Source organism: Bacillus sp. FSL W8-0223, assembly GCF_038006805.1.
Taxonomy (GTDB): Bacteria; Bacillota; Bacilli; order Bacillales; family DSM-4216; genus Bacillus_O; species Bacillus_O smithii.
The window spans coordinates 810,058-833,720 of the sequence record NZ_JBBOVX010000001.1 but is presented as its reverse complement, the minus strand read 5'-3'; the positions used below and the strand labels follow the sequence as shown (position 1 = coordinate 833,720).

At 38.4% G+C, this 23,663-nt stretch carries 27 protein-coding genes and 1 pseudogene; 7 read left to right on the top strand and 21 right to left on the bottom strand.

Annotated elements, in window-relative coordinates:
* Window positions 1–194: 194 nt before the first annotated feature.
* On the bottom strand, window positions 195–491 hold the full coding sequence (locus NST81_RS04195) for a gamma-type small acid-soluble spore protein (protein WP_048622742.1): 297 nt from the start codon (window positions 489–491) through the stop codon (window positions 195–197).
* Between the two features lie 70 nt (window positions 492–561).
* Window positions 562–1,311, bottom strand: a complete 750-nt coding sequence (gene fabL / locus NST81_RS04190) for an enoyl-[acyl-carrier-protein] reductase FabL (protein WP_048622741.1) — start codon at window positions 1,309–1,311, stop codon at window positions 562–564.
* Window positions 1,312–1,606: 295 nt separating this feature from the next.
* Here fabL and NST81_RS04185 point away from each other — a divergent pair, with 295 nt between their 5' ends.
* Complete coding sequence (locus NST81_RS04185; RefSeq protein ID WP_048622740.1) at window positions 1,607–1,810, top strand: hypothetical protein; 204 nt, start codon at window positions 1,607–1,609, stop codon at window positions 1,808–1,810.
* 86 nt (window positions 1,811–1,896) lie between these two features.
* On the opposite strand, the gene mutY is transcribed toward NST81_RS04185, so the two are convergent.
* Window positions 1,897–2,982, bottom strand: coding sequence for an A/G-specific adenine glycosylase (gene mutY / locus NST81_RS04180; RefSeq protein ID WP_048624380.1), 1,086 nt, complete (start codon window positions 2,980–2,982; stop codon window positions 1,897–1,899).
* A 277-nt stretch (window positions 2,983–3,259) separates the two neighbouring features.
* On the opposite strand from mutY, the gene NST81_RS04175 reads away from it, so the two are divergent.
* On the top strand, window positions 3,260–4,246 hold the full coding sequence (locus NST81_RS04175; RefSeq protein ID WP_328202118.1) for a metal-dependent hydrolase: 987 nt from the start codon (window positions 3,260–3,262) through the stop codon (window positions 4,244–4,246).
* Between the two features lie 174 nt (window positions 4,247–4,420).
* On the top strand, window positions 4,421–4,588 hold the full coding sequence (locus NST81_RS04170) for a small, acid-soluble spore protein K (protein ID WP_048622738.1): 168 nt from the start codon (window positions 4,421–4,423) through the stop codon (window positions 4,586–4,588).
* 718 nt (window positions 4,589–5,306) lie between these two features.
* Here NST81_RS04170 and NST81_RS04165 read toward each other — a convergent pair.
* Both NST81_RS04165 and recX read right to left on the bottom strand, forming a co-directional pair.
* Entirely contained in the window at window positions 5,307–5,633 is a 327-nt protein-coding gene (locus tag NST81_RS04165) for a YfhH family protein (RefSeq protein ID WP_003353800.1), read from the bottom strand.
* Window positions 5,634–5,942: 309 nt separating this feature from the next.
* A complete protein-coding gene (gene recX / locus NST81_RS04160) occupies window positions 5,943–6,749 on the bottom strand; it encodes a recombination regulator RecX (protein ID WP_048622737.1) in 807 nt (268 codons plus the stop codon).
* Between the two features lie 133 nt (window positions 6,750–6,882).
* On the opposite strand from recX, the gene NST81_RS04155 reads away from it, so the two are divergent.
* Together NST81_RS04155 and NST81_RS04150 are read left to right on the top strand one after the other, a co-directional pair.
* Complete coding sequence (locus NST81_RS04155; protein WP_082142242.1) at window positions 6,883–7,002, top strand: YfhE family protein; 120 nt, start codon at window positions 6,883–6,885, stop codon at window positions 7,000–7,002.
* 163 nt (window positions 7,003–7,165) lie between these two features.
* Window positions 7,166–7,357 (top strand): YfhD family protein, encoded by a 192-nt coding sequence (locus tag NST81_RS04150; protein ID WP_048622736.1) that lies wholly within the window; start codon window positions 7,166–7,168, stop codon window positions 7,355–7,357.
* A gap of 139 nt (window positions 7,358–7,496) precedes the next feature.
* On the opposite strand, the gene NST81_RS04145 is transcribed toward NST81_RS04150, so the two are convergent.
* The 15 genes and pseudogenes from NST81_RS04145 to NST81_RS04075 all read right to left on the bottom strand — a co-directional run bounded on the left by NST81_RS04145 (window position 7,497) and on the right by NST81_RS04075 (window position 20,183).
* Window positions 7,497–7,628 (bottom strand): hypothetical protein, encoded by a 132-nt coding sequence (locus NST81_RS04145; protein ID WP_255288016.1) that lies wholly within the window; start codon window positions 7,626–7,628, stop codon window positions 7,497–7,499.
* A 148-nt stretch (window positions 7,629–7,776) separates the two neighbouring features.
* Window positions 7,777–8,553: a yteA family sporulation protein gene (locus NST81_RS04140; protein ID WP_048624379.1), complete on the bottom strand. Its 777-nt coding sequence runs from the start codon at window positions 8,551–8,553 to the stop codon at window positions 7,777–7,779.
* Window positions 8,554–8,857: 304 nt separating this feature from the next.
* Window positions 8,858–9,142, bottom strand: coding sequence for a dihydrodipicolinate synthase family protein (locus tag NST81_RS04135; protein ID WP_255288017.1), 285 nt, complete (start codon window positions 9,140–9,142; stop codon window positions 8,858–8,860).
* Between the two features lie 18 nt (window positions 9,143–9,160).
* Complete coding sequence (locus NST81_RS04130; protein ID WP_048622734.1) at window positions 9,161–9,571, bottom strand: DUF3021 domain-containing protein; 411 nt, start codon at window positions 9,569–9,571, stop codon at window positions 9,161–9,163.
* Window positions 9,568–10,026: a LytTR family DNA-binding domain-containing protein gene (locus NST81_RS04125; RefSeq protein WP_003354722.1), complete on the bottom strand. Its 459-nt coding sequence runs from the start codon at window positions 10,024–10,026 to the stop codon at window positions 9,568–9,570. Before NST81_RS04125 ends, NST81_RS04130 begins: the two co-directional genes overlap by 4 nt.
* A 780-nt stretch (window positions 10,027–10,806) precedes the next feature.
* On the bottom strand, window positions 10,807–11,379 hold the full coding sequence (locus tag NST81_RS04120; RefSeq protein ID WP_053083214.1) for a GGDEF domain-containing protein: 573 nt from the start codon (window positions 11,377–11,379) through the stop codon (window positions 10,807–10,809).
* 1,257 nt (window positions 11,380–12,636) lie between these two features.
* Window positions 12,637–14,019 (bottom strand): 23S rRNA (uracil(1939)-C(5))-methyltransferase RlmD, encoded by a 1,383-nt coding sequence (rlmD, locus tag NST81_RS04115; protein ID WP_048622733.1) that lies wholly within the window; start codon window positions 14,017–14,019, stop codon window positions 12,637–12,639.
* 360 nt (window positions 14,020–14,379) lie between these two features.
* Window positions 14,380–15,039: a Yip1 family protein gene (locus tag NST81_RS04110; RefSeq protein WP_048622732.1), complete on the bottom strand. Its 660-nt coding sequence runs from the start codon at window positions 15,037–15,039 to the stop codon at window positions 14,380–14,382.
* An 18-nt stretch (window positions 15,040–15,057) separates the two neighbouring features.
* On the bottom strand, window positions 15,058–16,254 hold the full coding sequence (locus tag NST81_RS04105) for an ABC transporter permease (protein WP_048622731.1): 1,197 nt from the start codon (window positions 16,252–16,254) through the stop codon (window positions 15,058–15,060).
* Window positions 16,251–16,931, bottom strand: a complete 681-nt coding sequence (locus NST81_RS04100; RefSeq protein WP_048622730.1) for an ABC transporter ATP-binding protein — start codon at window positions 16,929–16,931, stop codon at window positions 16,251–16,253. Before NST81_RS04100 ends, NST81_RS04105 begins: the two co-directional genes overlap by 4 nt.
* Entirely contained in the window at window positions 16,928–18,130 is a 1,203-nt protein-coding gene (locus tag NST81_RS04095; protein WP_048622729.1) for an efflux RND transporter periplasmic adaptor subunit, read from the bottom strand. The genes NST81_RS04100 and NST81_RS04095 overlap by 4 nt, the downstream gene beginning before the upstream one ends.
* A gap of 73 nt (window positions 18,131–18,203) precedes the next feature.
* Window positions 18,204–18,418, bottom strand: a pseudogene (locus NST81_RS04090) (helix-turn-helix transcriptional regulator).
* A gap of 112 nt (window positions 18,419–18,530) precedes the next feature.
* Window positions 18,531–19,154 (bottom strand): YIP1 family protein, encoded by a 624-nt coding sequence (locus NST81_RS04085; RefSeq protein ID WP_048622728.1) that lies wholly within the window; start codon window positions 19,152–19,154, stop codon window positions 18,531–18,533.
* A 200-nt stretch (window positions 19,155–19,354) separates the two neighbouring features.
* Window positions 19,355–19,834, bottom strand: coding sequence for a stage II sporulation protein M (locus tag NST81_RS04080; protein ID WP_082142239.1), 480 nt, complete (start codon window positions 19,832–19,834; stop codon window positions 19,355–19,357).
* A gap of 61 nt (window positions 19,835–19,895) precedes the next feature.
* Window positions 19,896–20,183, bottom strand: coding sequence for a hypothetical protein (locus NST81_RS04075; protein ID WP_341028549.1), 288 nt, complete (start codon window positions 20,181–20,183; stop codon window positions 19,896–19,898).
* A gap of 283 nt (window positions 20,184–20,466) precedes the next feature.
* Here NST81_RS04075 and NST81_RS04070 point away from each other — a divergent pair, with 283 nt between their 5' ends.
* Window positions 20,467–21,123, top strand: a complete 657-nt coding sequence (locus tag NST81_RS04070) for an ISL3 family transposase (RefSeq protein WP_061778563.1) — start codon at window positions 20,467–20,469, stop codon at window positions 21,121–21,123.
* Between the two features lie 13 nt (window positions 21,124–21,136).
* A complete protein-coding gene (locus NST81_RS04065; RefSeq protein WP_255288034.1) occupies window positions 21,137–21,637 on the top strand; it encodes a transposase in 501 nt (166 codons plus the stop codon).
* A gap of 461 nt (window positions 21,638–22,098) precedes the next feature.
* On the opposite strand, the gene NST81_RS04060 is transcribed toward NST81_RS04065, so the two are convergent.
* Window positions 22,099–23,142, bottom strand: coding sequence for an IS30 family transposase (locus tag NST81_RS04060; RefSeq protein WP_048622401.1), 1,044 nt, complete (start codon window positions 23,140–23,142; stop codon window positions 22,099–22,101).
* Window positions 23,143–23,663: the final 521 nt, after the last annotated feature.

Genomic DNA, 23,663 nt, shown 5'->3' with positions numbered 1-23,663 from the left:
TCACATCCTCCTCTATTAACTTCTTCCCAGCCGCCCTTTTTCCTTTCTCTTTTTCTGTCGGCTCTTCAACATTTTTATCGAAAATTTTAACTTTTCATTCACAGGATGATTTCATATAATGGGGATTGATTCCATCTTTTCCAACTAAAAAAAAGAAGAGACACATACTACTATGTATCTCTTCCCTTGTGTACTTATTGATTTTGTTGATTTGAGCCGCTTGAATTTTGCGCTTTGCGACTTTCTGCTTGTTGATTTTGTTGTTTCACTTTTTGCACATCTGTTTCAGAACCAAACTCAGTCGCAAAAGAAGAAGATTGTTGCGATTGAGATTGGTTTTTCGCAGACGCAGCATTTTGTTGTCTTACTTGCTGTGCATCTGTTTCAGAAGCGAATTCTGTTCCAAATTTAGATCCTTGAGCAGATGCAGCGTTTTGTTGTTTTACTTTTTCCGCGTTTGTGTTAGATGTGAATTGGTTTTGTTTTGCCATCATTATCACCTCCACGGTTATTAATTTGTCCATCGAGGTGAAAAATATCCAAACAAAGTTAAAAATATTTTTATACGAGCAATGATCTGCCTCCGTCGACAATAATGGTTTGTCCGCGAATCATCGAGGCTTCTTTCGAAATCAGAAACATAACCGTATTCACAATATCTTCGATTTCCACCATTCTTCCGGCAGGTGTATTCTTTTTCGCATCCTCCAGCATGTCTTCTCTATTCGGAAAATGCTTTAATGCTTCCGTATCAACGGCGCCGCCTGATACCGCATTGACCACAATATTCTTTTTCGAAAGTTCCACTGCAAGATATCTCGTCAAAGCTTCAACCGCCGCTTTTGAAACGCCCACAGCGGTATAATTTTCCAAGTAGCGGATGGAGCCGAGAGAGCTGATGCTGACGATGCTTCCTCCTCCATTGATTTCCATCAACTTCGCCGCTTCTTGTGCACAAAAAAGGAGCGCCTTGCTGTTAATATCCATGGTCCAGTCCCAATGCTTCTCTTCCAACTCCATCAACGGCCGCTGAACACCGGAGGCCGCATTGTTAATAAATACATCCAAACGGCCAAATTCTTCTTGAATTTGCTGAAACATATCACGTATTTTTTCGACATCCCCAACGTTGGCTTTTACAACCAGCGCTTTTCGGCCCAGTTTTTCAATTTCTTCTGCTGTTTCCAAAGCTTTTGATTTGCTGCGAGCATAATTTACCACTACATCATAGCCTTTCCTCGCTAATTCTATCGCAATCGCTTTCCCGATTCCTCGGCTGCTTCCTGTTACTAATGCAACTTTATTGCTCATTTTTTTCATCCTTTCTTCCCTATTCCCGTTTTTTATAAAACAAGTTAGCCTATGTATCATTGCCTTCGGATGAAGATCTTCATTTCTTCTCTGCTTAAAGTCAGTCAAATGTGTTGTTATCCGTTTGTTATTACTCTTGAAGAGGATGTGATGGACCGTTTATGCAGCATGAAACATCCCCTCTATTTTACTTTTTATTGGAAGGTCGGACAACTCTTTTTAGATGTCTACATTCGTATAAAAAAAGCTGTTTCATTGAAAACTAACAGTACTTGATGGAAACGGAGGTAGTACAATGTATACCGGTCGCGACATGACAACATTATCGATGACGCCAAAAAATAAATGGAAAACAGAGGAACTTTCTTATTTTCATCACGCTTTCCAACAAATCATGCCTTATTTAAATGCAGAAGGACAGACGCTTCATCGTGAAATTACGGAAGAAATTATGCGGCGCGGCGGCCTCACAAAAGGTGTGGAATCCGGATTAGAATAAACACGCTTCTTGTGATTTTCTGATTAATAAAATACCGTCAAATAAGAGAATTCACGTCACCCCAAGGCTTATGCTTGGGGTGATTCTCATTCTCGTATCGTTCTTTTGTATTCTTTCCAAATCTTTTGATGGGATACCGGAAATGCAAAATCCTGAATCTCTTCGGGTTTGACCAGCTTCACTCTTTCGTCTTCCGGTATCTCATTTTGTATCTCGCCGGCGTAAACATCAATGTCCCAAGTCAAATGAGAAAAAACATGCTGGATTTTTGCAAATGTGCCGTTATGGATCAAAGAGTCTACTTTGTATGTTTCTTCCAATAATTTACGGAGTCGCGTTTCAGGATCTAAAAATGAGGTCATTTCAAAATTAGGGAATTCCCAAAGATTTGCAAGTAATCCGGTTGCTTCCCGCTTATGGATCAAAAATTTACCTTCTTTGTTTTTCAAAACAACCGCTCCGATATGAACAAGCTTCATGTTTTTCTTTCTCGTTTTGACGGGGAGTTCTTCTTGAACCCCTTCTTCAAATGCATGGCAATGTTCTCGAACCGGACATAATAAACAAGACGGAGATGTCGGAGTACAAATTAAAGCGCCCAATTCCATTAATGCTTGATTAAACGAAGAAGGATCTTCCGTATACATAAGATGATGAATGGCTTCTTCAAATATCTTTCGAGAAGCCGGTTTAGCAATGTCTTCCCAAATAGATAAAATTCTAGAAGCGACTCTCATGACATTTCCATCAACGGCAGGATAAGGTTTACCGTATGCAATGCTTAAGACAGCCCCCGCTGTATACGGGCCTACACCTTTCAAAGAAGTCATCTCTTCCAATGTATCCGGGACTTTCCCTCCATATTTTTCCTTTACTTCTTTTACTGCTGAATGAAGGTTTCGAATTCTTGAATAGTACCCTAAACCCTCCCAGGCTTTTAAAACTTGTTCTTCCTCCGCTTCCGACAAGGCTTCTAAAGTTGGGAATTTTTCCATAAACCGTTCAAAATAAGGAATCACGGTGTCTACTCTTGTCTGCTGAAGCATGACTTCTGAAACCCATATTTTATAAGGATCACGCTCTTTTCTCCAAGGAAGATCCCTTTTTTCACGTTTATACCATTCCAGTAAGTCATGTTGAAATTTTTCCGTATCGATCTCTTTTAAATTCATGCCCTTCACTGCTTACCTCCGTGATGTTAATATTGAGACAAAATGGGAATGCTATGAAAAAAATTAAATTGAGACGTTCACAGACAATCGTGGAATCAAAATATCTTTTCGTTCAGTACATTAACGGTAGTTGTTCAATTAGCTTGTGGGAAAGAAGCAAAATCGGCCGCCATCAGCTTTTGAAATTTTCTCAAATGGCAATATCTTGCATTGCAATCCGTTTTTATTCCCATTATCATTTTTTTAACAAGGATGGATATCAAAGGAGGAAATCCTTTTGGATACTGGAACACACTTCGTGATGGGAATTGCGCTAGGGGGCTTATCCACACTGGATCCTGTCATTTCCCATGGCACCGTTTCGTCAAACGTTGTTTTAGCATCAGTTATCGTCGGATCACAAATTCCTGATATCGATACCATTTTAAAATTGAAGAACAATGCCGTCTATATTCGAAATCACCGCGGAATTACCCATTCGATCCCCGCTGTTCTATTGTGGCCTTTATTGATTTGTGCTGTATTGGGGCCTCTTTTTCCGGAAGTCAATTTGTTTCATTTATGGATGTGGGCCCAATTAGCAGTCTTTCTCCATGTTTTAGTCGATATTTTTAACGCATATGGCACACAGGCACTGAGGCCGTTTTCCACCAAATGGCTGGCGCTTGGAACGATCAATACTTTTGATCCTTTTATTTTCGCGGTTCATGTGGTCGGGATTATTCTATGGATTAACGGATTCAACCCCGGCATCACGTTTTTAAACATATATGTACTGATCCTATTCTATTATATAGTAAGATTTATAGTCCAACAGTCTATCCGTTCAGCAGTCAGGCAATTGATACCGGATGCAGAAGAAATTATCATTGCTCCGACGATCCGTTTTTTTATATGGCGGATTGCCGTGAAAACACCTGACTATTTCTATGTGGCAAGAGGATATCGCCGTTCGATTACCATTTTGGATAAATTCAAAAGAACGCCTATACCTGATACTCCACTCTTAGAGGCCGCGAAAAAAGATAAAAACTTATCGGCTTTTCTAAACTTTTCACCCGTTTACCGCTGGGAATTGTCCAAATATGATGACTGTTATGAAATTAAATTTATCGATTTGCGTTATCGAAACAATGGGCACTATCCTTTTGTCGCCGTTGTGCAGCTTGATCTAGATTATAACATCATCGGATCCTATACCGGATGGGTATTCAGCGAAGAAAAACTGCGAAAAAAATTGGATTTCATCCCGAATTCCCATTAAATACGTACATTCTTCATACAAAAGAAAAAAAGCGCTCCCTGCTTCTTAGATAGTTGACGTCGCCGTGATTTCTACTATGTATTTCTTCCTTGCAATATCATAATTTGTTCGTATTTTACCGATACTAAAAAAGCAAAGAGAGGATGATCTCTTTGTAAAAAGGAGGCTACGGCGATGCGGAACAAAGCTAAAAATTTCCCGAACCTAAACAGCCATAAATTCGAGGGCGAGCCTCGAGCAAAGGCGGAATACGCTTCAAAGCGGGCGGACGGAACAACCAACACGCATCCTCAAGAACGTATGCAAGCTTCAGGCCAAAGAGAATGGTCTAATGAGCCTTAGCATGATTTCCAATTACAATCCGTTTCTTTCATGAAATCCTGCGACTCCCATCCCTTACTATTGGGATGGGAGTCTTTATGTGCGCCCGGCATGTACATGAACTATAGGGTGTAAGTCCCGAACCCCGAAGACAGAAGTAGAGGTTAGCCAAGAGCAAGGGTGTCCGTGGTGACGCGGAATCTGAAGGAAGCTGGAGGCAAAACACCGGTCCGAGGAACACGAACCTCATATAAGGCTAGGTATGATGGAGTGAGTTTGCATAACAAAACAAAGCTCTTTCTGTCGAAGGTCATATCGAGTAAATGAGGCGGATAGATGGTGTGAAAGTGCATGTACTTACCCGGGGAGGTCTGGCGGATATGTGAAGTACTCTTCATAACCTACTTAGTGATAAGTAGCTGAACCGTCAGAAGTCAGCAGAGGTCATAGTATTAGTTGGTCTAGAACAACTAAGAAGGACCGAACAATTAAGAGAGAATAGCCCTTGGTATTCAGTGAGTCATGATGAACACAGAAAACGTAGTACCTCACTTGAGGGAGGAAGCGGTGAATCCCGTGGGAGACCTCTTGGAGGGTGGAGTGACCACTGGCATAAAGAGAACAGCTATTCACGGAAGTTATAAAGACTTGCGTCAATTATCTTAATTGAACCGCCGTATACGGAACCGTACGTACGGTGGTGTGAGAGGACGGGAGTTAATCGCTCCCTCCTACTCGATTATGCATCCGACTTGCGTCTTAAAAGCGAAATTGGCAAAGCTTCTTCCTGGCCGCTCCCATTCAGACGGTGCCCCCAAGCGAAAACTCCTTTTAAATAGTCGATTTTAAAATAGTTCCCCGGATCTTCTGCAATCTCATATACTTCACCCGGTTTAAAATCATCCGGATTGAGAAGGTAAGCTTCAGCCATTGCCGCCTTCCTCTCCATCACAGCCAATTCATTCACCATTCCCAATTGTTCGGCCTTGCGGGCTTTTTCTTTTAAACGAGAGATTTCCTGTTTTAATTCATATTCGCTCATTTCGCTGTAGCGTTTTTCCACCATTGTCCACCTTCTCCCATACTTTTTGCTCATAGGTTCATACACCAACACTTATAAAAGAAAGAACCATTTTCAAAGAAGCCTCAAATAGCCCTTTCAATAATTCTTTTTCATTTTACCGCACCTTTGTCTTGAATCGCTAATGATGAAAAAAGATAAAAGAAAATAACGTGTCCAATTATAAGAAAATGTCAATTGCCGTGGTGCTAGTATTTTTCTCAAGAATGGATTCAAGGATAAAAAAGATTGGCTCAGCTTGGTATTCTTTGTCTAAAAATGGACGTTCCAGCAAGCAAAGAAGCGGAACAATTTTCAAATAAAATCATTCTTTTCCCTGAACTGCTCGACCGCTTGCTGAATGTCTTCCATTGAAAATCCTTTTCGATACAAATATTGCTGAACTTTTCGAAAACGCTCGTTCTCGCTTTCGCTCCGATAGCGTCTAAATGCCTTTTCCATCTGGTAAAACAGCGCTTCTTTTTCATTTTCCTCGTCTTTTTGTATATTGTCAGCGAGCGCTTCGGAAATGACCTCACCGGAAAATCCTTTACGCCTTAAAAGCTGAATCGCTTTTTGCTTTTTTTGAAGAAAAGCTTCATTAGAATTCCGTTGAAATACTTTTCCGATCAGTTTTTTTGCTTTGTTTACTTGCTCCTCTTTTCCATACAGCTCCAGCACTTGTTCCACAATACTCTGATCCACGCCTTTTTGCGCCAGTTCCCCCGCCACCACAATCGGCCCTTTATCTGTTGTCTTCATTTGAGTATGGACATAGGCCTTGGCAAAATCGCGATCATCGAGATAATGTTGTACATACAGCTTTTGGACCACGAGATCAATGACCTCGTCGTTGTATTCTTTTTTTCGCAAAAATTCTCGAATTTCTTTCTCAGTTCTCATTCTTTTTGCCAAATAATAGACCGAATCTTGGTATCCCTTTCGAACCTCATCCGCATGCAAAATTTCAGCGATGTCCTCTTCCTCTATCTCCATCCCTTTTTTAAGTCGGAAACGTGCCAAAACGGCCTCATCCACACTAAAGGCAAAGGCTTCATTGATAAAAATATTGTACCGCTCTTTGTTATTTTGCTGGACGGATATTTTCGTAATTACCTTCACTCTGATTTCACCTCTTTACGCCTCTGTATAACATTATAAATTTTTTGCTTTGTTGTAAAAACCATTGGTATGACTCTCAAGAAAAAGGAAAACATAAGAATAAACAATATTTTCCACGAAAGGATGATCCAATTTGGATAAGAGAAAGCAAAATAAAATAAAAAGCACACTTTCACGCGCTCAAGAAATTTCCTATGCACGCGATTTTAAAATGGCAGATCGCGCCGGCGGATTTACGAAAAAAGAGCGATAATATTTATTGCTAAAAAATGAAACTTGGCAGAACCAATCGGGCATTGCGGCAAATTTCCTTTCTACTTAAAAGCTAAAGGGGACACCTGGATAAAAAGAACCCATTCGGAAAAAGTATAAATGCGGAGCTTATTGCCGCCACTTTTATGAAAGGGGTTTTTGAAATGGGCCGCGCACATCATCAAAAAACAAGAGACAAAAATAAACAAAAGCTTCCTCAAGTTCCGAAAAACTTAAAAACAGACGGCAGAGATGTGGAGTATTCACAAGAATTGGCGGATCACGCTGACTTGGAAGCACAGTCACGATCCGACGCCGCTGATCAACGGGTAAATTCACAAAAGAAGAAACTATAACACCAAAAAGCACCAGTCCATCCCGACTGGTGCTTTTCCAAAAAATATCCACAATATGATTGTGGATATTGTGTGTATATTCATAATTTTATTTATATTAAAATTATTCAACCGGTAAAACAAGACATCTCCAATTCCATTAATCCCGCTTTTTTTCACGCATGATTTCTGCTTCCATTTGAGCATAATTAGTGATTTTAGGATAACCGTTTTTTTGCTTTGCCTGATTGTTGCGCTGCGCGTTGGCATTTCCGGCCTTTGTTTTTCCCATATGATCATTCCCCCCTCCTTTTTTATTTTTTCCTTTCTGGAACGAGATATGCTGAACGGTTTTGTCTCATCAAACATCAACAGATGCTTTCCTTTTTTCAAAAGCAGCCAAAATAATGGAGCGATCCACCATAACGAAAAATCCGCTCTTATTCGTCACGGGTTCGTTTTATCTTTTTATCTTCGACATAAGGTTCTCGTTCAAAAGGATGGAGATCGCCGAAAGTAGTCATGATTCCTTCCTCGTCAAGAGCTTCTTCGAATATCTCATGTTGATCATTTGGGTACACCTTGATCCCTTTTCCAACGATATTATTTCCGATAAAATTCTCATAATCTTCTACATATCCAACATTTTCTTCCGACTCAATATACATATCATTATAATGAAGCGGAGATTCAATAAAATCCGACGGCGTTTCTGAAGTTCCCCATTCCGCCACTGCTTGCCAAGAATCTTCCGAATCAAAAGCAACCGATTCATCTCGATCGTCACCATCAAATTTCCCGAATGGAGGCGTTAATACTTCTTCTTCCACCGGACGAGAACGTGATGTTTCCTGATCCGGTGAATGTTCTTTACATGTGGTTGCGGTTATGAGTGCATCCAATCGTTCATACGGTATCTCTTTTCCGCATTTCTCACATATTCCATACGTTCCATTCTCTATGGCTTCAAGCGCGCGACGAATATTCCGCCATTCGAGTCGGGAATGCTCGTCCAGCGCCAAATCTTTTTCCCTTTCAAAAAGCTCTGTACCTTCATCCCCAGGGTGGTTATCATAGCTGGACAGTTCGCCCACCGAACTGTGAGGATGCCCGCTTTCTAGATTATAACGATCGTTCATTTGTAACCTTTTTTCTAAATCCTTTTTTGCATCTAACAGCCGCCCCCGAAAATCGGTAATTTGGTCTTGTGATAGCATCCCTTCCACTCCTTTCTTCTTTCCGTAGTATGCAACCAATCCAAAAAAACATTCATCCCCGGAATGAGAATCCATCATGATGGATCATCCGCATTTTGAATCCATTACCTATGTAACCTTCTCTTGTTTCCAGCTGCAACATTTTATTCTGCACTATATTGGTACAATCTCTTGTTGAAAATTTCATTTCATATCCAATTCGAAAAAAACTTGGCAAAATAATACCCCCTGATAGAAAGCAAACGTTCAACATGAAAACTTCAACGGCCCGTATCTGTCGATGAACAGATCGGGCCGTTCTTGATTATGACGATGATAAAACTCCAGCTTTTTGCAATATTTTTTTCAGTTCTTCCTTTTTAAGCGGATCAAGTGGTCGGGCAGGCGGTAAAACATACGTTGAAACATTGATGCCTCTCAGTGCAATCGCCTCTTTCACTACATTGACAAACGGCGAATCCAGTTTATACAAAAGAGGCAAGTAAGCCAAGCGCTGGTGGAGCTTTAAGGCCGTTTCCATTTCTCCATTTTGAAACGCTTGATAAATGCCTAGCGATAATTCCGGTGCAAAATTGACACTTGAAGCAATTTTGAAGGGAATGTTTTATTATATTTTCTTTAAATCTTCATTCATTCGTTTTGCTAAGTTTTTGTAATATAAATAGTAGCTGACCCAAATGACTATATAGATGGCTATAAAAATAGCTGCTGAAATCAAGATGCTTTTTATATCAAAGGGGAGCCATCCAATTCCTAAGGACAAGCTAAAATACAGCACGATGATGGTAATAAAATGCAAAGCCGTTTGCTGCGAAAGACGGAGTGATTTTATTTCAAAATAAAGCGGAGATACGGTAAAAAACCATCCACAAAATATGGATCCCAGCGAGTTTTTAATAAAAATTTCACCATCAATAACATGTATATGACCGAAATAGATGATACCGCCGGTGACCATGACGGACACAAAGGAACCGATCAATATTCCAATGATGCTTCTGTATAAAAAAGCTTTCATTCTTTTTTCCCCCTGTTCATTTTTAATGCTTTTTTAATTGCTTGGACATAATGCCGCGAAACATACTCTTTCTCTCCTGATTTAAAATAAACGCATAGAGTGCCGTTGAACGATGCTTCAAATCGACTCAACTCATGGAGATTGGCAATAACGGACTTAGAAATGCGAACAAATTTGTTAGAGGGAAGCAATTTTTCGAGCTCATACAGCTTTTCCTTCAATTTAAATGTTCCTTTAGCCGTGACAGCCTGAACAAAATCTCCTTCTGTACGAAAAAAATGAACTTCATTTGGCTTTAAAATATAATTCATATCCCCATTCTTACCCACGATAAATTCCGTTTCCATTCCTTTTAAGAAATCAAGAATTTCTTTAATTGTGTCATCGACTTCTTTACAGTGAATGGTCACGGTCGTCTCATCGTAGTCATTGTCAATATCTAAAGACACTTTCATTCCCCCATCCTCCTTCTATACATACATTTCTTGCTACTTAAATTGTATTCGTCCTTTCAATGGCTGTCTTCATAATAAAGCTAAAAGGTCATTTTCCAATGCTATCCGGCAAAAATCGTCCTGTCAGATGCATTCTTATGAGAAAATTATTTATTCCAAAAGAGAATTTCTAACTTATAAAGAACATGTTGTAAAACACTTAATCCATACATTCATACATAAAAAATCCATCACCTCGGAAATACCTAAAATAGATCTCCAAGGGATGGAAACAATCTCTGGAACAGCAGATATTCTGGTTTTATGAATTCGATCCACACTTCCAGCAAACTTGTAATCAATCATTTAAAACGTTTTCGTTTTGATTAAACAATCACAACATATAAAGTTTTTCACTCTTTTTTATATAGAGATATCCTTAAAGAGTTGAACGAAAATCTAAATAAGATTGATTCTCTTTGCCCATCATTGACGGATTAGTAGCAACAACTGCAATCGCAAAAGGATTTTATTTTTCCTTTTCGCACTACTTTAATTTGATTTTGGAATTTTATTTAGGGAAGAGAGATCGATCAACATTCAATTCCTTCCCTACAATTCAGTTCGATTTTTCAAATTTTCGCAACTTTTCATTGTGCCTTATTGTCAAACAAATAAAGCAGTTTGATTTTCGACATATGTAAAACAACACTCTCTTTATCAGACTTAAACTATTTGTTTATGTGAATTTTTCAATTTGACTTAAATAAAAAAATAATCACCCGTCAATGCTCTCTACAATCATAGTCCTAATTGAATCAACTTCTGCTCTTTCTTTGCCTTTTTATCTTGATACATATTTTTGTCAGCTGCAGCAAATAACTTCTCCATTTTTCCGATGGAATACTTACTAAAAGCATATCCCATCGACATTTTGATTTTTATATCTTTGCTGTTTCTGTTGTACTCACTAATTTCTGCGGAAAGATTTTGACAGAGATGTTCAACTTCTACTTTATCTGCATCTTTTATGATAACAGCAAACTCATCTCCACCAATCCTTGCAACAATCGCATTCTCCGAGAAAAATTGGTTTAATAACTTAGCAGACTCTTTTATGAGAAAGTCACCTTTTTTATGGCCGTGGTTATCATTCAAATACTTTAACTCATCCAAATCACACAAAATAATGGCCACAGATGTATTTACGTGATTATTGTATTTCTCCATACTTTGCTCAAAAAATTCTCGATTGTATATATTTGTTAAAGCATCATGGGTAATTCTATATTCTAAATCCTGCTGTAATTTCACTTTTTCATCTATATTCCTGATAATTCCGTGAATGGCTATTAATTCTCCCTTTTCAAACATAGGCGTTGTATATTCTTCAAACCACCGATAGTTCCCTTTGTCATCTTTCCAACGATGAACAAATTATAGAAGTCTCCCCAAAGCAGGTCAATATACCTAATCATTTCTATTTTTCCACTTTCCTATCCTCTTTTCTCAAGTCATAATCAACCCATAAGAAATATTAACTCTCCTCTAGTACAGTTGAGAAACAAACACAATCGAGTAGGAGGGAGCGATTAACTCCCGTCCTCTCACACCACCGTACGTACGGTTCCGTATACGGCGGTTCAATTAAGATAATTGACGCAAGTCTTTATAACTTCCGTGAATAGCTGTTCTCTTTATGCCAGTGGTCACTCCACCCTCCAAGAGGTCTCCCACGGGATTCACCGCTTCCTCCCTCAAGTGAGGTACTACGTTTTCTGTGTTCATCATGACTCACTGAATACCAAGGGCTATTCTCTCTTAATTGTTCGGTCCTTCTTAGTTGTTCTAGACCAACTAATACTATGACCTCTGCTGACTTCTGACGGTTCAGCTACTTATCACTAAGTAGGTTATGAAGAGTACTTCACATATCCGCCAGACCTCCCCGGGTAAGTACATGCACTTTCACACCATCTATCCGCCTCATTTACTCGATATGACCTTCGACAGAAAGAGCTTTGTTTTGTTATGCAAACTCACTCCATCATACCTAGCCTTATATGAGGTTCGTGTTCCTCGGACCGGTGTTTTGCCTCCAGCTTCCTTCAGATTCCGCGTCACCACGGACACCCTTGCTCTTGGCTAACCTCTACTTCTGTCTTCGGGGTTCGGGACTTACACCCTATAGTTCATGTACATGCCGGGCGCACATTAAAAACGCTCAGTCATACGACTGAGCGTTTACTCGATACAATATGGACTTTTGTTGAGAAAACAAAAATTCTAGTTTATTGTGAATGCCAAGAGTTTATTTATGTTCTACAGCTTCTGTTCAATCATAATAAACTCCTGCTACTCTCCACCCCTTCAACCCGCATTCCTACGCTACCTATATTTTTCCATTCATAATAAAGTCATGCACGAATCTCTCATTTTCTCGATTTTTGCTTCGATTTTTTCTGGCAGAACTTTATTATGTTTGAAAATAAAGTCGTGATAGAAAATAGGGGAAAAGGCTTGAGGGAGATGGGTTTCTCCTTTTTACTCACACCTTTTCCCACACTTTTGCACAACTTTGTTTTCATTTTGGCAGGAGTTTATTGTGAATGGCAAGAGTTTATTTTGGCTTTACAACTTTAATTCCAACTGTGTGACAGATTCAACATGTGCGGTCATTGGGAACATATCGACGGGTTGGATGTGATGGATTTTGTACAATGGGCTTAGCGTCTGCAAATCTTTGGCTAACGTGGAAGGGTTGCAGGAAACATACACAATTCTCTTTGGTTTGATGTTCATGATCGTTTTCAAAAATTCACGGTCGCATCCGGATCTAGGCGGGTCAACGACCACAACATCGGGAATCCATCCTTGTTTTTTCCATTTTGGCAGCCATTCTTCGGCTGTTCCGGTTTCATAGACGAAATGTGACATGCCATGTTTTTCAGCATTTTTACGGGCATCTTCTATTGCTTCCGGGATGACATCCATACCACGTACTTCTTTAGCGTCTTTTCCAAGCCACAGTCCGATCGTTCCAACCCCGCAATAAGCATCTAACACTTTTTCCTCTCCTGTGAGCGAAGCTGCTTTGTTCACTTCGTTGTAAAGCTTGATCGTTTGTTCAGGGTTTAATTGGAAAAATGCACGCGCGGACAGTTCATAACTGAATTGTTCCAATTGCTCTGTAATGGAAGGCTCTCCATACAATAAATACGTTTTCTCTCCGAATATCAGCGATGTCTTTTTTGGATTCACATTTTGCATAATGGAGACAACGTTTGGCAGTCTTTTTTTGATTTCATCCACAATGAGTTGTTTTTTCGGAAGTTCTTTATGAGTAGTAATGAGAACCACTTGAATTTGGCCGGTTTTTGTCCCAATTCGAGTGACGATGGTTCTAACAGCAGGAGTTTTGGTGTGTCCGTCAAAAATAGGAATGTGCAAGTCGGACAAAATTTCTCGAATAATCTGCGTCGCTTTATCCGTTTCTGGATGCTGAACGATACATGTTGAAATATCGACCAGCTTATGAGAATTCAATTGATAAAGCCCTGAAATCACCCGCTCCTTTTGCTTTCCAAGCTGAAATTGGCTTTTATTCCGGTAGTGCCACGGGTCTTCCATGCCGATGGTTGGCCGAATTTCGATTTGTGTTATATCAAACTGGGTATGGCGTTCAAGAGCTTGAATTAAGATATCCCGCTTTTCGACCAATTGTCGTTCGTAGGACAAATGCTGCAGCTGGCAGCCTCCACATATCTCATAAACGGAACATGGGGGTTTTACACGAAAAGGGGATTTCTTTCTGATTTTTTTGATTCGCCCTTCCGTAAAATTGGGATGCACATTTGTCGCTTCCACCACTACTTCTTCTCCCGGCAGCGCACCGGGAACAAATACGACTTGCCGTTTAAAATATCCAACTCCTTCTCCGTTGATTCCAAGTCTTTTAATCGTAAGCGGAAAAGTCTGGTGTTTTTTAATTTTCACTTGTTGATTGGAACTCACGTTTCTTCACCCGCTTTCTGTTCTTAAAGCGCATGCAGCCAATATTACGGTCTTCATTATGAATCATCTTTTGTACTCATGACAACTATTTATTAATGGAACCAGATATGATTTGTCTCATTCTACCATCTTTATCTCATGAAATCGAATTTCTGCCCTAAATTCCTTTATGATTACTGCTGCAGAAAAACAAGAAGATATTAGATTAGAAGGCGCAATTTCTAAAGCAAAAACGACGGGAATTGCCAAAAAATAGAAAAACCGAAAACAGAGAAAATAAATGACATAAAAAAGAGGTGTATACTATTGTCCGTAGTAAACACCTTTTAATTTTGTTAAGTATATAAGATAATCCATCGTTTACTGACCAGGAAGGAATGCTCCTAAACTGCTAATGCCGGCCACGATGACGAATAAAATAACGAGAAGAATCACCACTTTATTTTTGCTTAATCCTGCTGCTATATGCAGACCTATCCCTAGGACGACATAGTACCAAATGCGAAAAACATCGAAGTTTTGAGCTATAGCATTCAACGTTTTATTTCCCGTAACGAGAGGGGCAAGACTGGTAAAGGAAGTGACTTTATCTGCACCCACCGCCAGGTTAATGATTTCATTTATAATACCGCCTATGACAGAAATCACACTTGCATACATTATAATGGCAAAAAGTTTTTTATACTTTGTATCATTCCCCATCAACATCATGCAGATTTTATAAAATAGAGCTGTTAATAAAAAGCCAATGATGCCTGAAAATATGCTGACTATAACGGCAGTTCCAATCGTAAAAGCGGCCGGAACGTGAATATCCAAATCCTTTAAATCGGAACTGTTTAAACCTATATATCCGCCAATCCCCCCCGCAACCGCAAACAACACCGTCATATAAAACAGAGGGAGTCCTATGGGCGCGTTTGTTTTCATTCTTTCAAACTGAACGGCAGGAGAAAAAATCATGCCGCTTAAAGAAGGTTTTTTCATGATCTCTTCATTCACTTCTACTTTTGTTTCCATCTGATCTCTTCCTTTCCATTATTCATAACGCAAAGCTTCAATGGGCTCCATTTTAGCTGCTTTATTAGCCGGAATTAATCCAAAAATGATGCCTAAAACCATGGAGAATAATACTCCTCCTATGACCACTTGAGGCGATACGAGAGGCGGCCAATGGGCAAAGGCGGATATGATGTAAGCTCCCCCTACTCCTAAACCGATGCCAATCATTCCGCCTAAAAGGGTTAGCATCATCGATTCAATCAAAAACTGTAATAAAATCTTTCCTCTTGATGCTCCTAATGCTTTTCGGATCCCAATCTCCCTTGTCCTCTCTGTGACGGATACTAACATAATATTCATTACACCTATTCCGCCAACAAGCAAAGAAATGCTCGCTATTCCGGCGATAATCATGGTCATAATATTCGTTATTTTCGAAATCCCTTGTTTTAACGTTTCCAGATCAAAAATGACATATTTCCCTTTTAGATCAGCTGATTTCGTATGATTGAGCATATTGACTGCTTTTTTACCGGCCAGCTCTAATTGATTCACATTCTTGGTTTGAATAGTAACGGATTGTATATTCTCAGTTCCAAACAGCGCAGGCCAAAGGGATATCGGCATAAGCACTTCTGGTGAATCCAAAAATGATTGATTTCCCGTCTTATAAACGCCAACAACCTGAAACGGCTGCCCCTTGATCGTAATAATGGAACCGACAGAACGTTCTCTTTTAAAGAATTCTTGTTCTGCTTTCTCATTGATCATCACAACATTATTCGACTGAGAAAAATCATGTTCAGACAACATGCGTCCTTTTGTTACTTGTACCGAATGAACCGCAAAATAGTCATGAATAATTCCTGTTATACTGGCATTGATTGATTTATCTCCAATCATGATCGAATCCATGCTTGTATTAGTAGGAATAACGTGAGAAACCTCAGGTATCTTCCTTAATTGAAATAAGTCCTCTTGTGTAAAAGTAGGAGAGTCATTTATAGATAGATCCGATAGTTCGTCCTCATCCGGTTGAAATTGAATTTCTAACGTATTATTGCCCGAACCCGCCAATTGGGATTTTAATGCTTCAGAACCTCCCTGTCCGATCGCTACTACCGCAATAATGGAACCAACCCCAATAATGATTCCCAACATGGTTAAAATAGAACGCATTTTGTGAGAGAGAATAGAAGTGAGCGCTATTTTAATGCTATCTAACAAATTCATAGACTATACCTCTCGTCTTGTATGATTTTTCCGTCTTTAATATGGATATGGCGTGAAGTATAAGCAGCTACCTCTTTTTCATGTGTGACGATGATAATGGTGATTCCTTCTTTGTTTAATTGAGTAAAAATGTTCATGATTTGCTCACTAGCGGTAGAATCTAAAGCTCCTGTCGGTTCATCGGCCAAAATTAACGTTGGTTTGGTCGCAATCGCTCGAGCAATCGCCACACGCTGTTTTTGTCCTCCCGATAGTTGATTAGGTAAATGATTCATACGATCAGCCAATCCCACTTTTTCTAAGGCTTCTATCGAACGTCTTTGTCTTTCTTTTTTTCTCATTCCGCCATAGAGAAGAGGGAGTTCGACATTGGCTAAAGCTGATAAACGAGGCAGCAAGTGAAATTGTTGAAATACGAATCCGATATATTGATTTCGAATAAGAGCCATTTTAGATTCTTCTGCCTTCAAAACATCGATATGATTAAGGATATAGCTTCCACTGGTGGGGCGATCTAAACAACCGATAATATTCATAAGTGTCGATTTTCCTGAACCGGATGGCCCCATGATGGAAACGAATTCCCCTTGTTCAATCTCCAGGTTGATATTTTGAAGAGCAGCTACTTCTAAAGATCCTTGCGAGTAGTTCTTTTGAATATTTTTTAAGCTAATCATTTAATCTCCACTTCCATGCCCGAATCCATCGTGTGAGAAGGATTTTTCACTACTTTTTCCCCTTCTTTTAAACCATCTACTACTTCCGTCCATTCTCCCGTGCTAATCCCAGTAGTAATGTTTCGCTTTTGCACTTTTCCTTTTGACATGACATATACAAAGGTAGAACCATCTTTTTCCTGAACACTGTTTTGCGGAACGGTCAATACTTTTTTAGAGGACAAGACGACCTGAATGGCTACATGATACCCTGGAGATAATCCCTCTTGAGAATGAAGTTTTGCTTTAAAGGTATAATAAGAAAGATTGGACGTCGATTGTCCTGCTTCTCCGGAAAGCTGTCCGGTTCCTTGATTCGTTTCTGCGGGAAATTCACTTACCTCCACAATCTGTCCATCCCAAGATTTATTGGGCACAGCATTTGCGGTTACTTTAATCGGCTGGTCAGCTTGTATTTGTGCTTTTTGCAATTCCGTTAAAGTTCCTTGAATTTGAAATGGTTCTTTCGAGACAATATTCATGATAGGCGTTCCTTGAAGACCCATCGTTTCTGAAGAAGTTCCTTCATCTGTAATCCCAGTACTTTCTTCTAAATCTTGATGCAAATTTTTCACATAACCATTTATAGGACTATGTATCGTTAATTGATTTAATTTGGATTGCAATTCCTCTTCTTGTAATTGATTTTTTTCCATTTCTAACTCAATGGATTTCTTCTGATTTTCCAGCTCTTCTAGTTGAGATTCTAATGATGAAAGGGAAGCATTGTCGCTTGCAGCCTTTTTTTCTTTTTCCAAAGCTTTGATTTTGTCGTTCACTTGATTGTAATTCAACATCGTTATTTTTTTATCAATGCTTGCTTGTTTTAATTGTAGATTTAAGTCATCATTTTCATAAGTGAACAGCTTTTGGCCTTTTTCTACCTCTTGGCCTTCTTTTACATAGATTTCCTTTATCTTCCCTTTGGAAGGATCGAGATAAATTGTTTCTACTTTTCCTGGCACAACTTGGCCGGAAATCAGTTTCGTATTACTAATTGGTCTTTTTGTGACACTCATCAGCTGAACGGTCTTTGTCACGTTCTTTCTTTTTTCCATAAAAATCACATTTATCGCGACCACCAAGAGGATTAAAATAGCAATCCCTGCCACAATCCATTTCTTTTTTGTATTTACTTTTTCTGTTCGTTCTAGTTCCATAATGTTACTCCCTATTAACAATGATCCTCTTTTTAAATGTTGACCCAAAATAGATTCATAGATGATAAGATTCTTAATATTCCATCATTAATTTGCATTTTTTATACAAAAATAATCTATCGACTGTTGTATTCAGATTCTCTGATAACCTGAATGCCAATTCTAATGTTGGATCGTATTTATTACTCTCAATAGCATGTATAGTTTGCCTAGTTACACCACATTTTTCGGCTAAGCTTTTTTCGATATTCCCTTTCGATTCCGGAGATACTTTATTTTATTATGCAAATTATAATCACCTACATGATACACAAATTACTTTATCTGTAAAAAAACATTTCTTTAATAAACATTAAACTAGTAAAAATCAATAGTATATTTACAAAGGAGTAATAAAAAATCACAAAAATACTGAACAAAGTGTAGTAATAGCAAAATAAGATATTACAACTGTTAAACTGCTACTTTTAGGCATCTTCCCTAATTTAACTAAACTAAAATATACTATTACCAGTGTCCATATCTGGAAAAAATCTATTCCATTTAACAATAAACCAATTTTTCCATCAAAATGAAAAATTGCATTAATAGATGTTAATCTAATATGGGTTTGAAGATGGAAATAGTGTTTTGGAATAAAATTAATTATATTTGCAAGTATGGTTAAAGGATATAAATAGGTAAAGAGCTTAAATAATTTTTTATAAGTAAGCTCTGATAAAAAGAATTTACCAGCTAAATAAAACAAAAATGAGTTTGTTGCTATTGTAAATATAGGAAACAAAGCTCCTATGATTACTATCATTATGGACATAAAACTTCTAATACTACTAGGTCTTAAATTGGAATAAGTTTGATGATTCAAACTATTAACAATACGATCAATTGAATCTGAAAGAGTTAAATAAATTAAAAGCGTAGATATTATAGTAATAGTAAATAAGAAAAATACAAAGTTTTTTCTCTGTTCAATCTTTTCTAAACCCTGATTTGTATTAAACATTAATTCGACAGTTGTAAACATAGTTTATACTCCTAATTCTTTTTATAACATTCAGCACATAAAATTTGTTTTCCACGTTGAGCTATCATAGCGTCCAATCGTCCTACGGGCATCACAAATTTATTAGGTAGGCTTAATATAACTGAGAAGTTTTCGTTACTTTGTATACTTTTATTACAGTTCGAACATGTTAGCTTTAAGTTTTTATACATTTTTCTCACTCACTTTATCAGAGTAGGTGTAACAAACGCCTCTAACAACCCAGCCACTAGAAGACCTAATACAATTACAGAGCTAATAAATACCACAGTTCTTATAGACATATACCTCCTATTTTTAAAGATTTTATACGTTAAGGACAAACTCAAATATGTAGCCACAATAAACATCGGCATCTCAATGCTGCCATGAAGCAAAATCAGTCCTATCATTTTTGGTGCAAACAATATATTTTTAACTCCTATACCAAATATAAGTGCATTTTGCGCTAATAGTAAGATTGGCATCATCCCCATTGAAATTACCCCTGTCAATATAATCAAGAATGCTACTTTCAAATTTTGACTATATATGCTCAAAAAAGAAACATTAACTTGTTTAAATTCCTGAGGATGAGGGCTCGCAGTTAAGAAACCTATTAAAAAAAACAAGATGAATATTCCTAAAGATATCCCTAAGAATAGAATGTGTTTTACTTTCATATTGGCACCATTACTTTCTATTATTAAAAGGTTCCGTTGGGAATCAAAGAATTAACCTGTATTAAACAGAATAAGAATCAGCGGCAAGTAAAGCAGCTTCAGCCCATGCTGGAACAGAAGCAATCCAGCCACCAGAAACTAATAAACTAACAATTACAGATGTGCCTCCTGCTGCTACTAGCGCCCAAACTAGCCAGCTTGGAGGATTATAGATTCCTAATTTATTTAAAATAGTTACAACGTTTGAGTCTGTACCTCCTTTAAAAGCTAAAACAATAGCGATTAATAAAGATACAACAAATAATGCAAAATATAAATTTCGTTGTTTAGTAGAAAGCATACTAATCATCTCTAATCCACCTTCCCATTTTTAGTAAAAATATCCAACGGAACCCAAAACAAATATTACCATTTATCTACTTTTTCTGCAACCTTTTTTACTGAATTTTTACACAAATAAACAAAAAATACTATAATCCCCCTATATTTCGCTTAATAGTTCATTTTGCTTTAAATAAAAGATTCTATACTAAATATTGGGGTTAAGGATTTTACAGGCAAAATAAAAGCACTTACGAAGATCTCCCTTTAAAATGATAGTTGGCGACTACATCGAAAGGGAGATTTCGTAAATGCATTCTCATTTTATCACAAAACTGCTTGGGTTAGAAGATGTTGAAATCACTCATGTAGTGGACCAAATCACTCACTTTGAAATCCATATTCAAACGCCTGTAAAAGTTCAAAAATGCCCCTGCTGTCAGAAGGAAACTTCCTCTGTCCATGATGATCGGATTCAAAAGATTCGTGATGTAAAGGTCTTTGAAAAATATTGCTTTCTCATCTTGAGAAAGCGACGATACAGATGTAAGTCCTGTGGAAAACGGTTCTACGAACCCTATTCTTTTCTAGAACGTTACCAGCGCCACACGAAACGACTTCTCCAAGCACTTTTGGTTAAAGTGAGGGAGTATAACTTTAAGCAGGTTGCCAAGGAAACAGGAATTGGGCATTCCACCGTCATTCGGCTCTTTGACAAGTACTATTCCTATGACAATAAGGCCCTCCCGAAAGTTCTGGCCATTGATGAATGGAAAGGGACTTCTGAAACGGGCAAGTACCAATGTATCATTGGCGATCCTGTAAACCGAAGGGTTTACGATATCATTCCTAACAGGAATCTATCCACCCTAAAGGAATACTTCCGTACACTTCCAAGGGAGAAAGTACAGATGGTGGTCATGGATATGTGGGCAGCCCTACAAGACGCTCGCTTTGAAAAGTTTTGATAAACCGATTCTGGTGGTCGATCGATTCCATTATGTTCGGCATAATGTATGGGCATTGGAACGGGTAAGGAAGAGAGTCCAGAAAAACTTTCAAGAGAAGGATCGTAAATCCATGAAGAAGTTGCGTTATCTGCTTCATAAGCCACATGCCCATTTGAATGCAGATGAAATGGAACAGCTGAACTATTTCTTTTCACTGGTCCCTGACTTAAAGAAGGCCTATATCGTAAAAGAAACCTTCCATAAGTGGCTGAAGGAAAGCGACAAAACAAACGCCAAAAGAAACCTTGAGCACCTCTATAAGGTCATAGAGGAGTCAGGACTCGAAGAATATCCATACATGAAAAGAACATTCAAAAACTGGGAAAAGGAGATCTTAAATTCCTTTCTCTTCCCCTACACCAACGGATTTATTGAGGGGATCAACAACAAGATAAAAGTCATTAAACGAATGTCATTTGGCATTCGGAATTTTAAGAGACTAAGAAATAAAGCTTTATGTTCACTCATCTAGTCAACTACAAAAAAGGGGGCACTTCGATCAGTGTACACCAACAATTGACATAGAGCCATAAAAAACAAAAAGTTGATAAGAGAACTGTTTATTCTCAATCACTTTTTGTTAAGACTGGGCAATTATAAAATTTCGTAAGCAATAAACATCTGCAATTGTTAATTTACTAGTTTATTAGAAAATCTAATGAAAAATAATGGGAAGGTAAAAAATTCTTTACATTCATTATATATAAAAAAATCTTAAATTGCAATATTAAATGCAACAAGTATTGAAAGACCAGATAACCCATGATTAAGTAGAATCGGGACACTCTGCGCAACTTGACGTGGAGTGGCGGGCATGGTAGCCTGGTTGGCCCAGCCAGTACCGTATACCTGGCTTCATGGCTGGTAGCCATGCCCGCAGAGGCTCTTTGTCAAGTTGCTAAAAACCAACCCTTTGGGTTAGCTGGCTTAAGGTTAAGAAGCTAAGCCAGCTAACTCTATTTGGAAACACTCCTCAGGTGTACGATAATTGAGGATCTTCCTTGGAAGATGGTTACACCAATTTTCAACATAGGTAATGGTTTCGTCTGCCACAGAGGAAATGGGTCTCCCCTTTGGTATGAAGCGCCTAATAAGGCCATTATGACGCTCGTTGGTTCCTCGTTCACAGGATGTGTAAGGGTGTGTAAAATAAACCTCTGTTAGATCTTTTTCAACACTAAGGCCGAGGTCAGCAAATTCAGAACCGTTATCAGCCGTAATGGTTTTAAACACTTTAGAGAACCGATTACCATAAGACACTTTCAACTGAGATATGACTTCTGAAACGGATAGACTATCCTTGGCTGTCACTCTCAAAATTATTTCTTTACGGGTTTTGCGCTCAGTAAGAGTCAATAAGGCCTGATCTTTAGTCTTCTTGCCTATAACCGTATCAATTTCCCAGTGACCAAACTCTTGGCGTTCATTGACTTCAATTGGTCGCTCATCGATACTGCGTCCTAAGATCTTCTTATTCTTCCGGTTACGTTTTTTCTTGGTGTTCAGGGTAATTTTCATAGGTAGGTCAATGTTTTTAACGCCTATAAGTCCTAGATCAATATAGTTATAAAGGGTCTTGGTGCAAACCATTTTGTCTTTGAATTTCCCATCACGTTTGGCTCTCCCACATACCGCATCAGGAGACCATTTCTTATCAAGGATCTGAGTTTCGGCATACTTAATAAACTCGATGGCATCGTCTAGTTTTAGCTTGCGGCCACAGGCTTTCCTGTTTCTCTCATAGAGAAGTTGACCTGTGTCTGGAAAATAGACATGAACAATTTTCCCGTTGCTTTTTCTTTGTGGCACTGTACCTCTTCTTAACTCACGGGAGATGGTGCTTTTGTGACAACCAACATAATCTGCAATCTCCTGTTGAGTCTTACCAGCAGCGTGTAAGGCCGCAATTTTCCCACGGTCATAAGCCGTTAAGTGTTTGAAATGCCGAGCTCCTATGGTAGAATTAGTAATTGCCATAGATAAATCCTCCGTATCGATATTGTTTTAGTCGACTTAATCATACGTGGTTTATCTATGGTTTTTCATTTTTTATGCTTGTTGCATTTGATTATACAACTAGCCTATATAAAAAAATACATTAAGTAAAAAGTTTTTTACATAAATGCTGTTATGTTTTCCTCTGTGAGTTGATAGCACTAGAAATCTTTGTCCAAACGTCTAATCTAATTGAAATATTTAGTAAAAATGCAGGTCTACCTATTCAGAGAAAATCCGTAACATATTGGAGTTATGGCAAAAAATTTGTGAAAAGTCTTCAAGCACTTACCGGAATCGCCTTGTAGGTGATTTTATCAAAAAGGTCATCACTGGATGCTTAAAGGGCGGATAAGATCCAACTGACGGTAGAAAGAAAAAGAAATGTGGCCTCTCGAAGAAAGAATGAAAGTTATTATTTAAAAATGGTTGCCTCGGTGGCAAAGCTTTAATGTAACAATCGACCTTATCAAACATCGACTCGTGTGTAGTTTAGTTGTTCA

Coding starts and splice junctions, on each gene's coding strand:
- NST81_RS04125 (WP_003354722.1), bottom strand. CDS start 10,026: ATGAAAGTGTCTTTAGATATTGACAATGACTACGATGAGACGACCGTG.
- NST81_RS04105 (WP_048622731.1), bottom strand. CDS start 16,254: ATGAATTTGTTAGATAGCATTAAAATAGCGCTCACTTCTATTCTCTCT.
- NST81_RS04120 (WP_053083214.1), bottom strand. CDS start 11,379: ATGTTTGAAAAGGGAGAATTAATAGCCATTCACGGAATTATCAGGAAT.
- NST81_RS04130 (WP_048622734.1), bottom strand. CDS start 9,571: ATGAAAGCTTTTTTATACAGAAGCATCATTGGAATATTGATCGGTTCC.
- NST81_RS04110 (WP_048622732.1), bottom strand. CDS start 15,039: ATGGAAACAAAAGTAGAAGTGAATGAAGAGATCATGAAAAAACCTTCT.
- NST81_RS04170 (WP_048622738.1), top strand. CDS start 4,421: ATGCGGAACAAAGCTAAAAATTTCCCGAACCTAAACAGCCATAAATTC.
- mutY (WP_048624380.1), bottom strand. CDS start 2,982: ATGAATTTAAAAGAGATCGATACGGAAAAATTTCAACATGACTTACTG.
- NST81_RS04140 (WP_048624379.1), bottom strand. CDS start 8,553: ATGCTATCACAAGACCAAATTACCGATTTTCGGGGGCGGCTGTTAGAT.
- NST81_RS04195 (WP_048622742.1), bottom strand. CDS start 491: ATGGCAAAACAAAACCAATTCACATCTAACACAAACGCGGAAAAAGTA.
- NST81_RS04070 (WP_061778563.1), top strand. CDS start 20,467: ATGCATTCTCATTTTATCACAAAACTGCTTGGGTTAGAAGATGTTGAA.
- NST81_RS04150 (WP_048622736.1), top strand. CDS start 7,166: ATGGGCCGCGCACATCATCAAAAAACAAGAGACAAAAATAAACAAAAG.
- NST81_RS04100 (WP_048622730.1), bottom strand. CDS start 16,931: ATGATTAGCTTAAAAAATATTCAAAAGAACTACTCGCAAGGATCTTTA.
- NST81_RS04145 (WP_255288016.1), bottom strand. CDS start 7,628: ATGGGAAAAACAAAGGCCGGAAATGCCAACGCGCAGCGCAACAATCAG.
- NST81_RS04095 (WP_048622729.1), bottom strand. CDS start 18,130: ATGGAACTAGAACGAACAGAAAAAGTAAATACAAAAAAGAAATGGATT.
- NST81_RS04085 (WP_048622728.1), bottom strand. CDS start 19,154: ATGTTTACAACTGTCGAATTAATGTTTAATACAAATCAGGGTTTAGAA.
- NST81_RS04165 (WP_003353800.1), bottom strand. CDS start 5,633: ATGGTGGAAAAACGCTACAGCGAAATGAGCGAATATGAATTAAAACAG.
- NST81_RS04185 (WP_048622740.1), top strand. CDS start 1,607: ATGTATACCGGTCGCGACATGACAACATTATCGATGACGCCAAAAAAT.
- NST81_RS04060 (WP_048622401.1), bottom strand. CDS start 23,142: ATGGCAATTACTAATTCTACCATAGGAGCTCGGCATTTCAAACACTTA.
- NST81_RS04080 (WP_082142239.1), bottom strand. CDS start 19,834: ATGAAAGTAAAACACATTCTATTCTTAGGGATATCTTTAGGAATATTC.
- fabL (WP_048622741.1), bottom strand. CDS start 1,311: ATGAGCAATAAAGTTGCATTAGTAACAGGAAGCAGCCGAGGAATCGGG.
- NST81_RS04075 (WP_341028549.1), bottom strand. CDS start 20,183: ATGATTAGTATGCTTTCTACTAAACAACGAAATTTATATTTTGCATTA.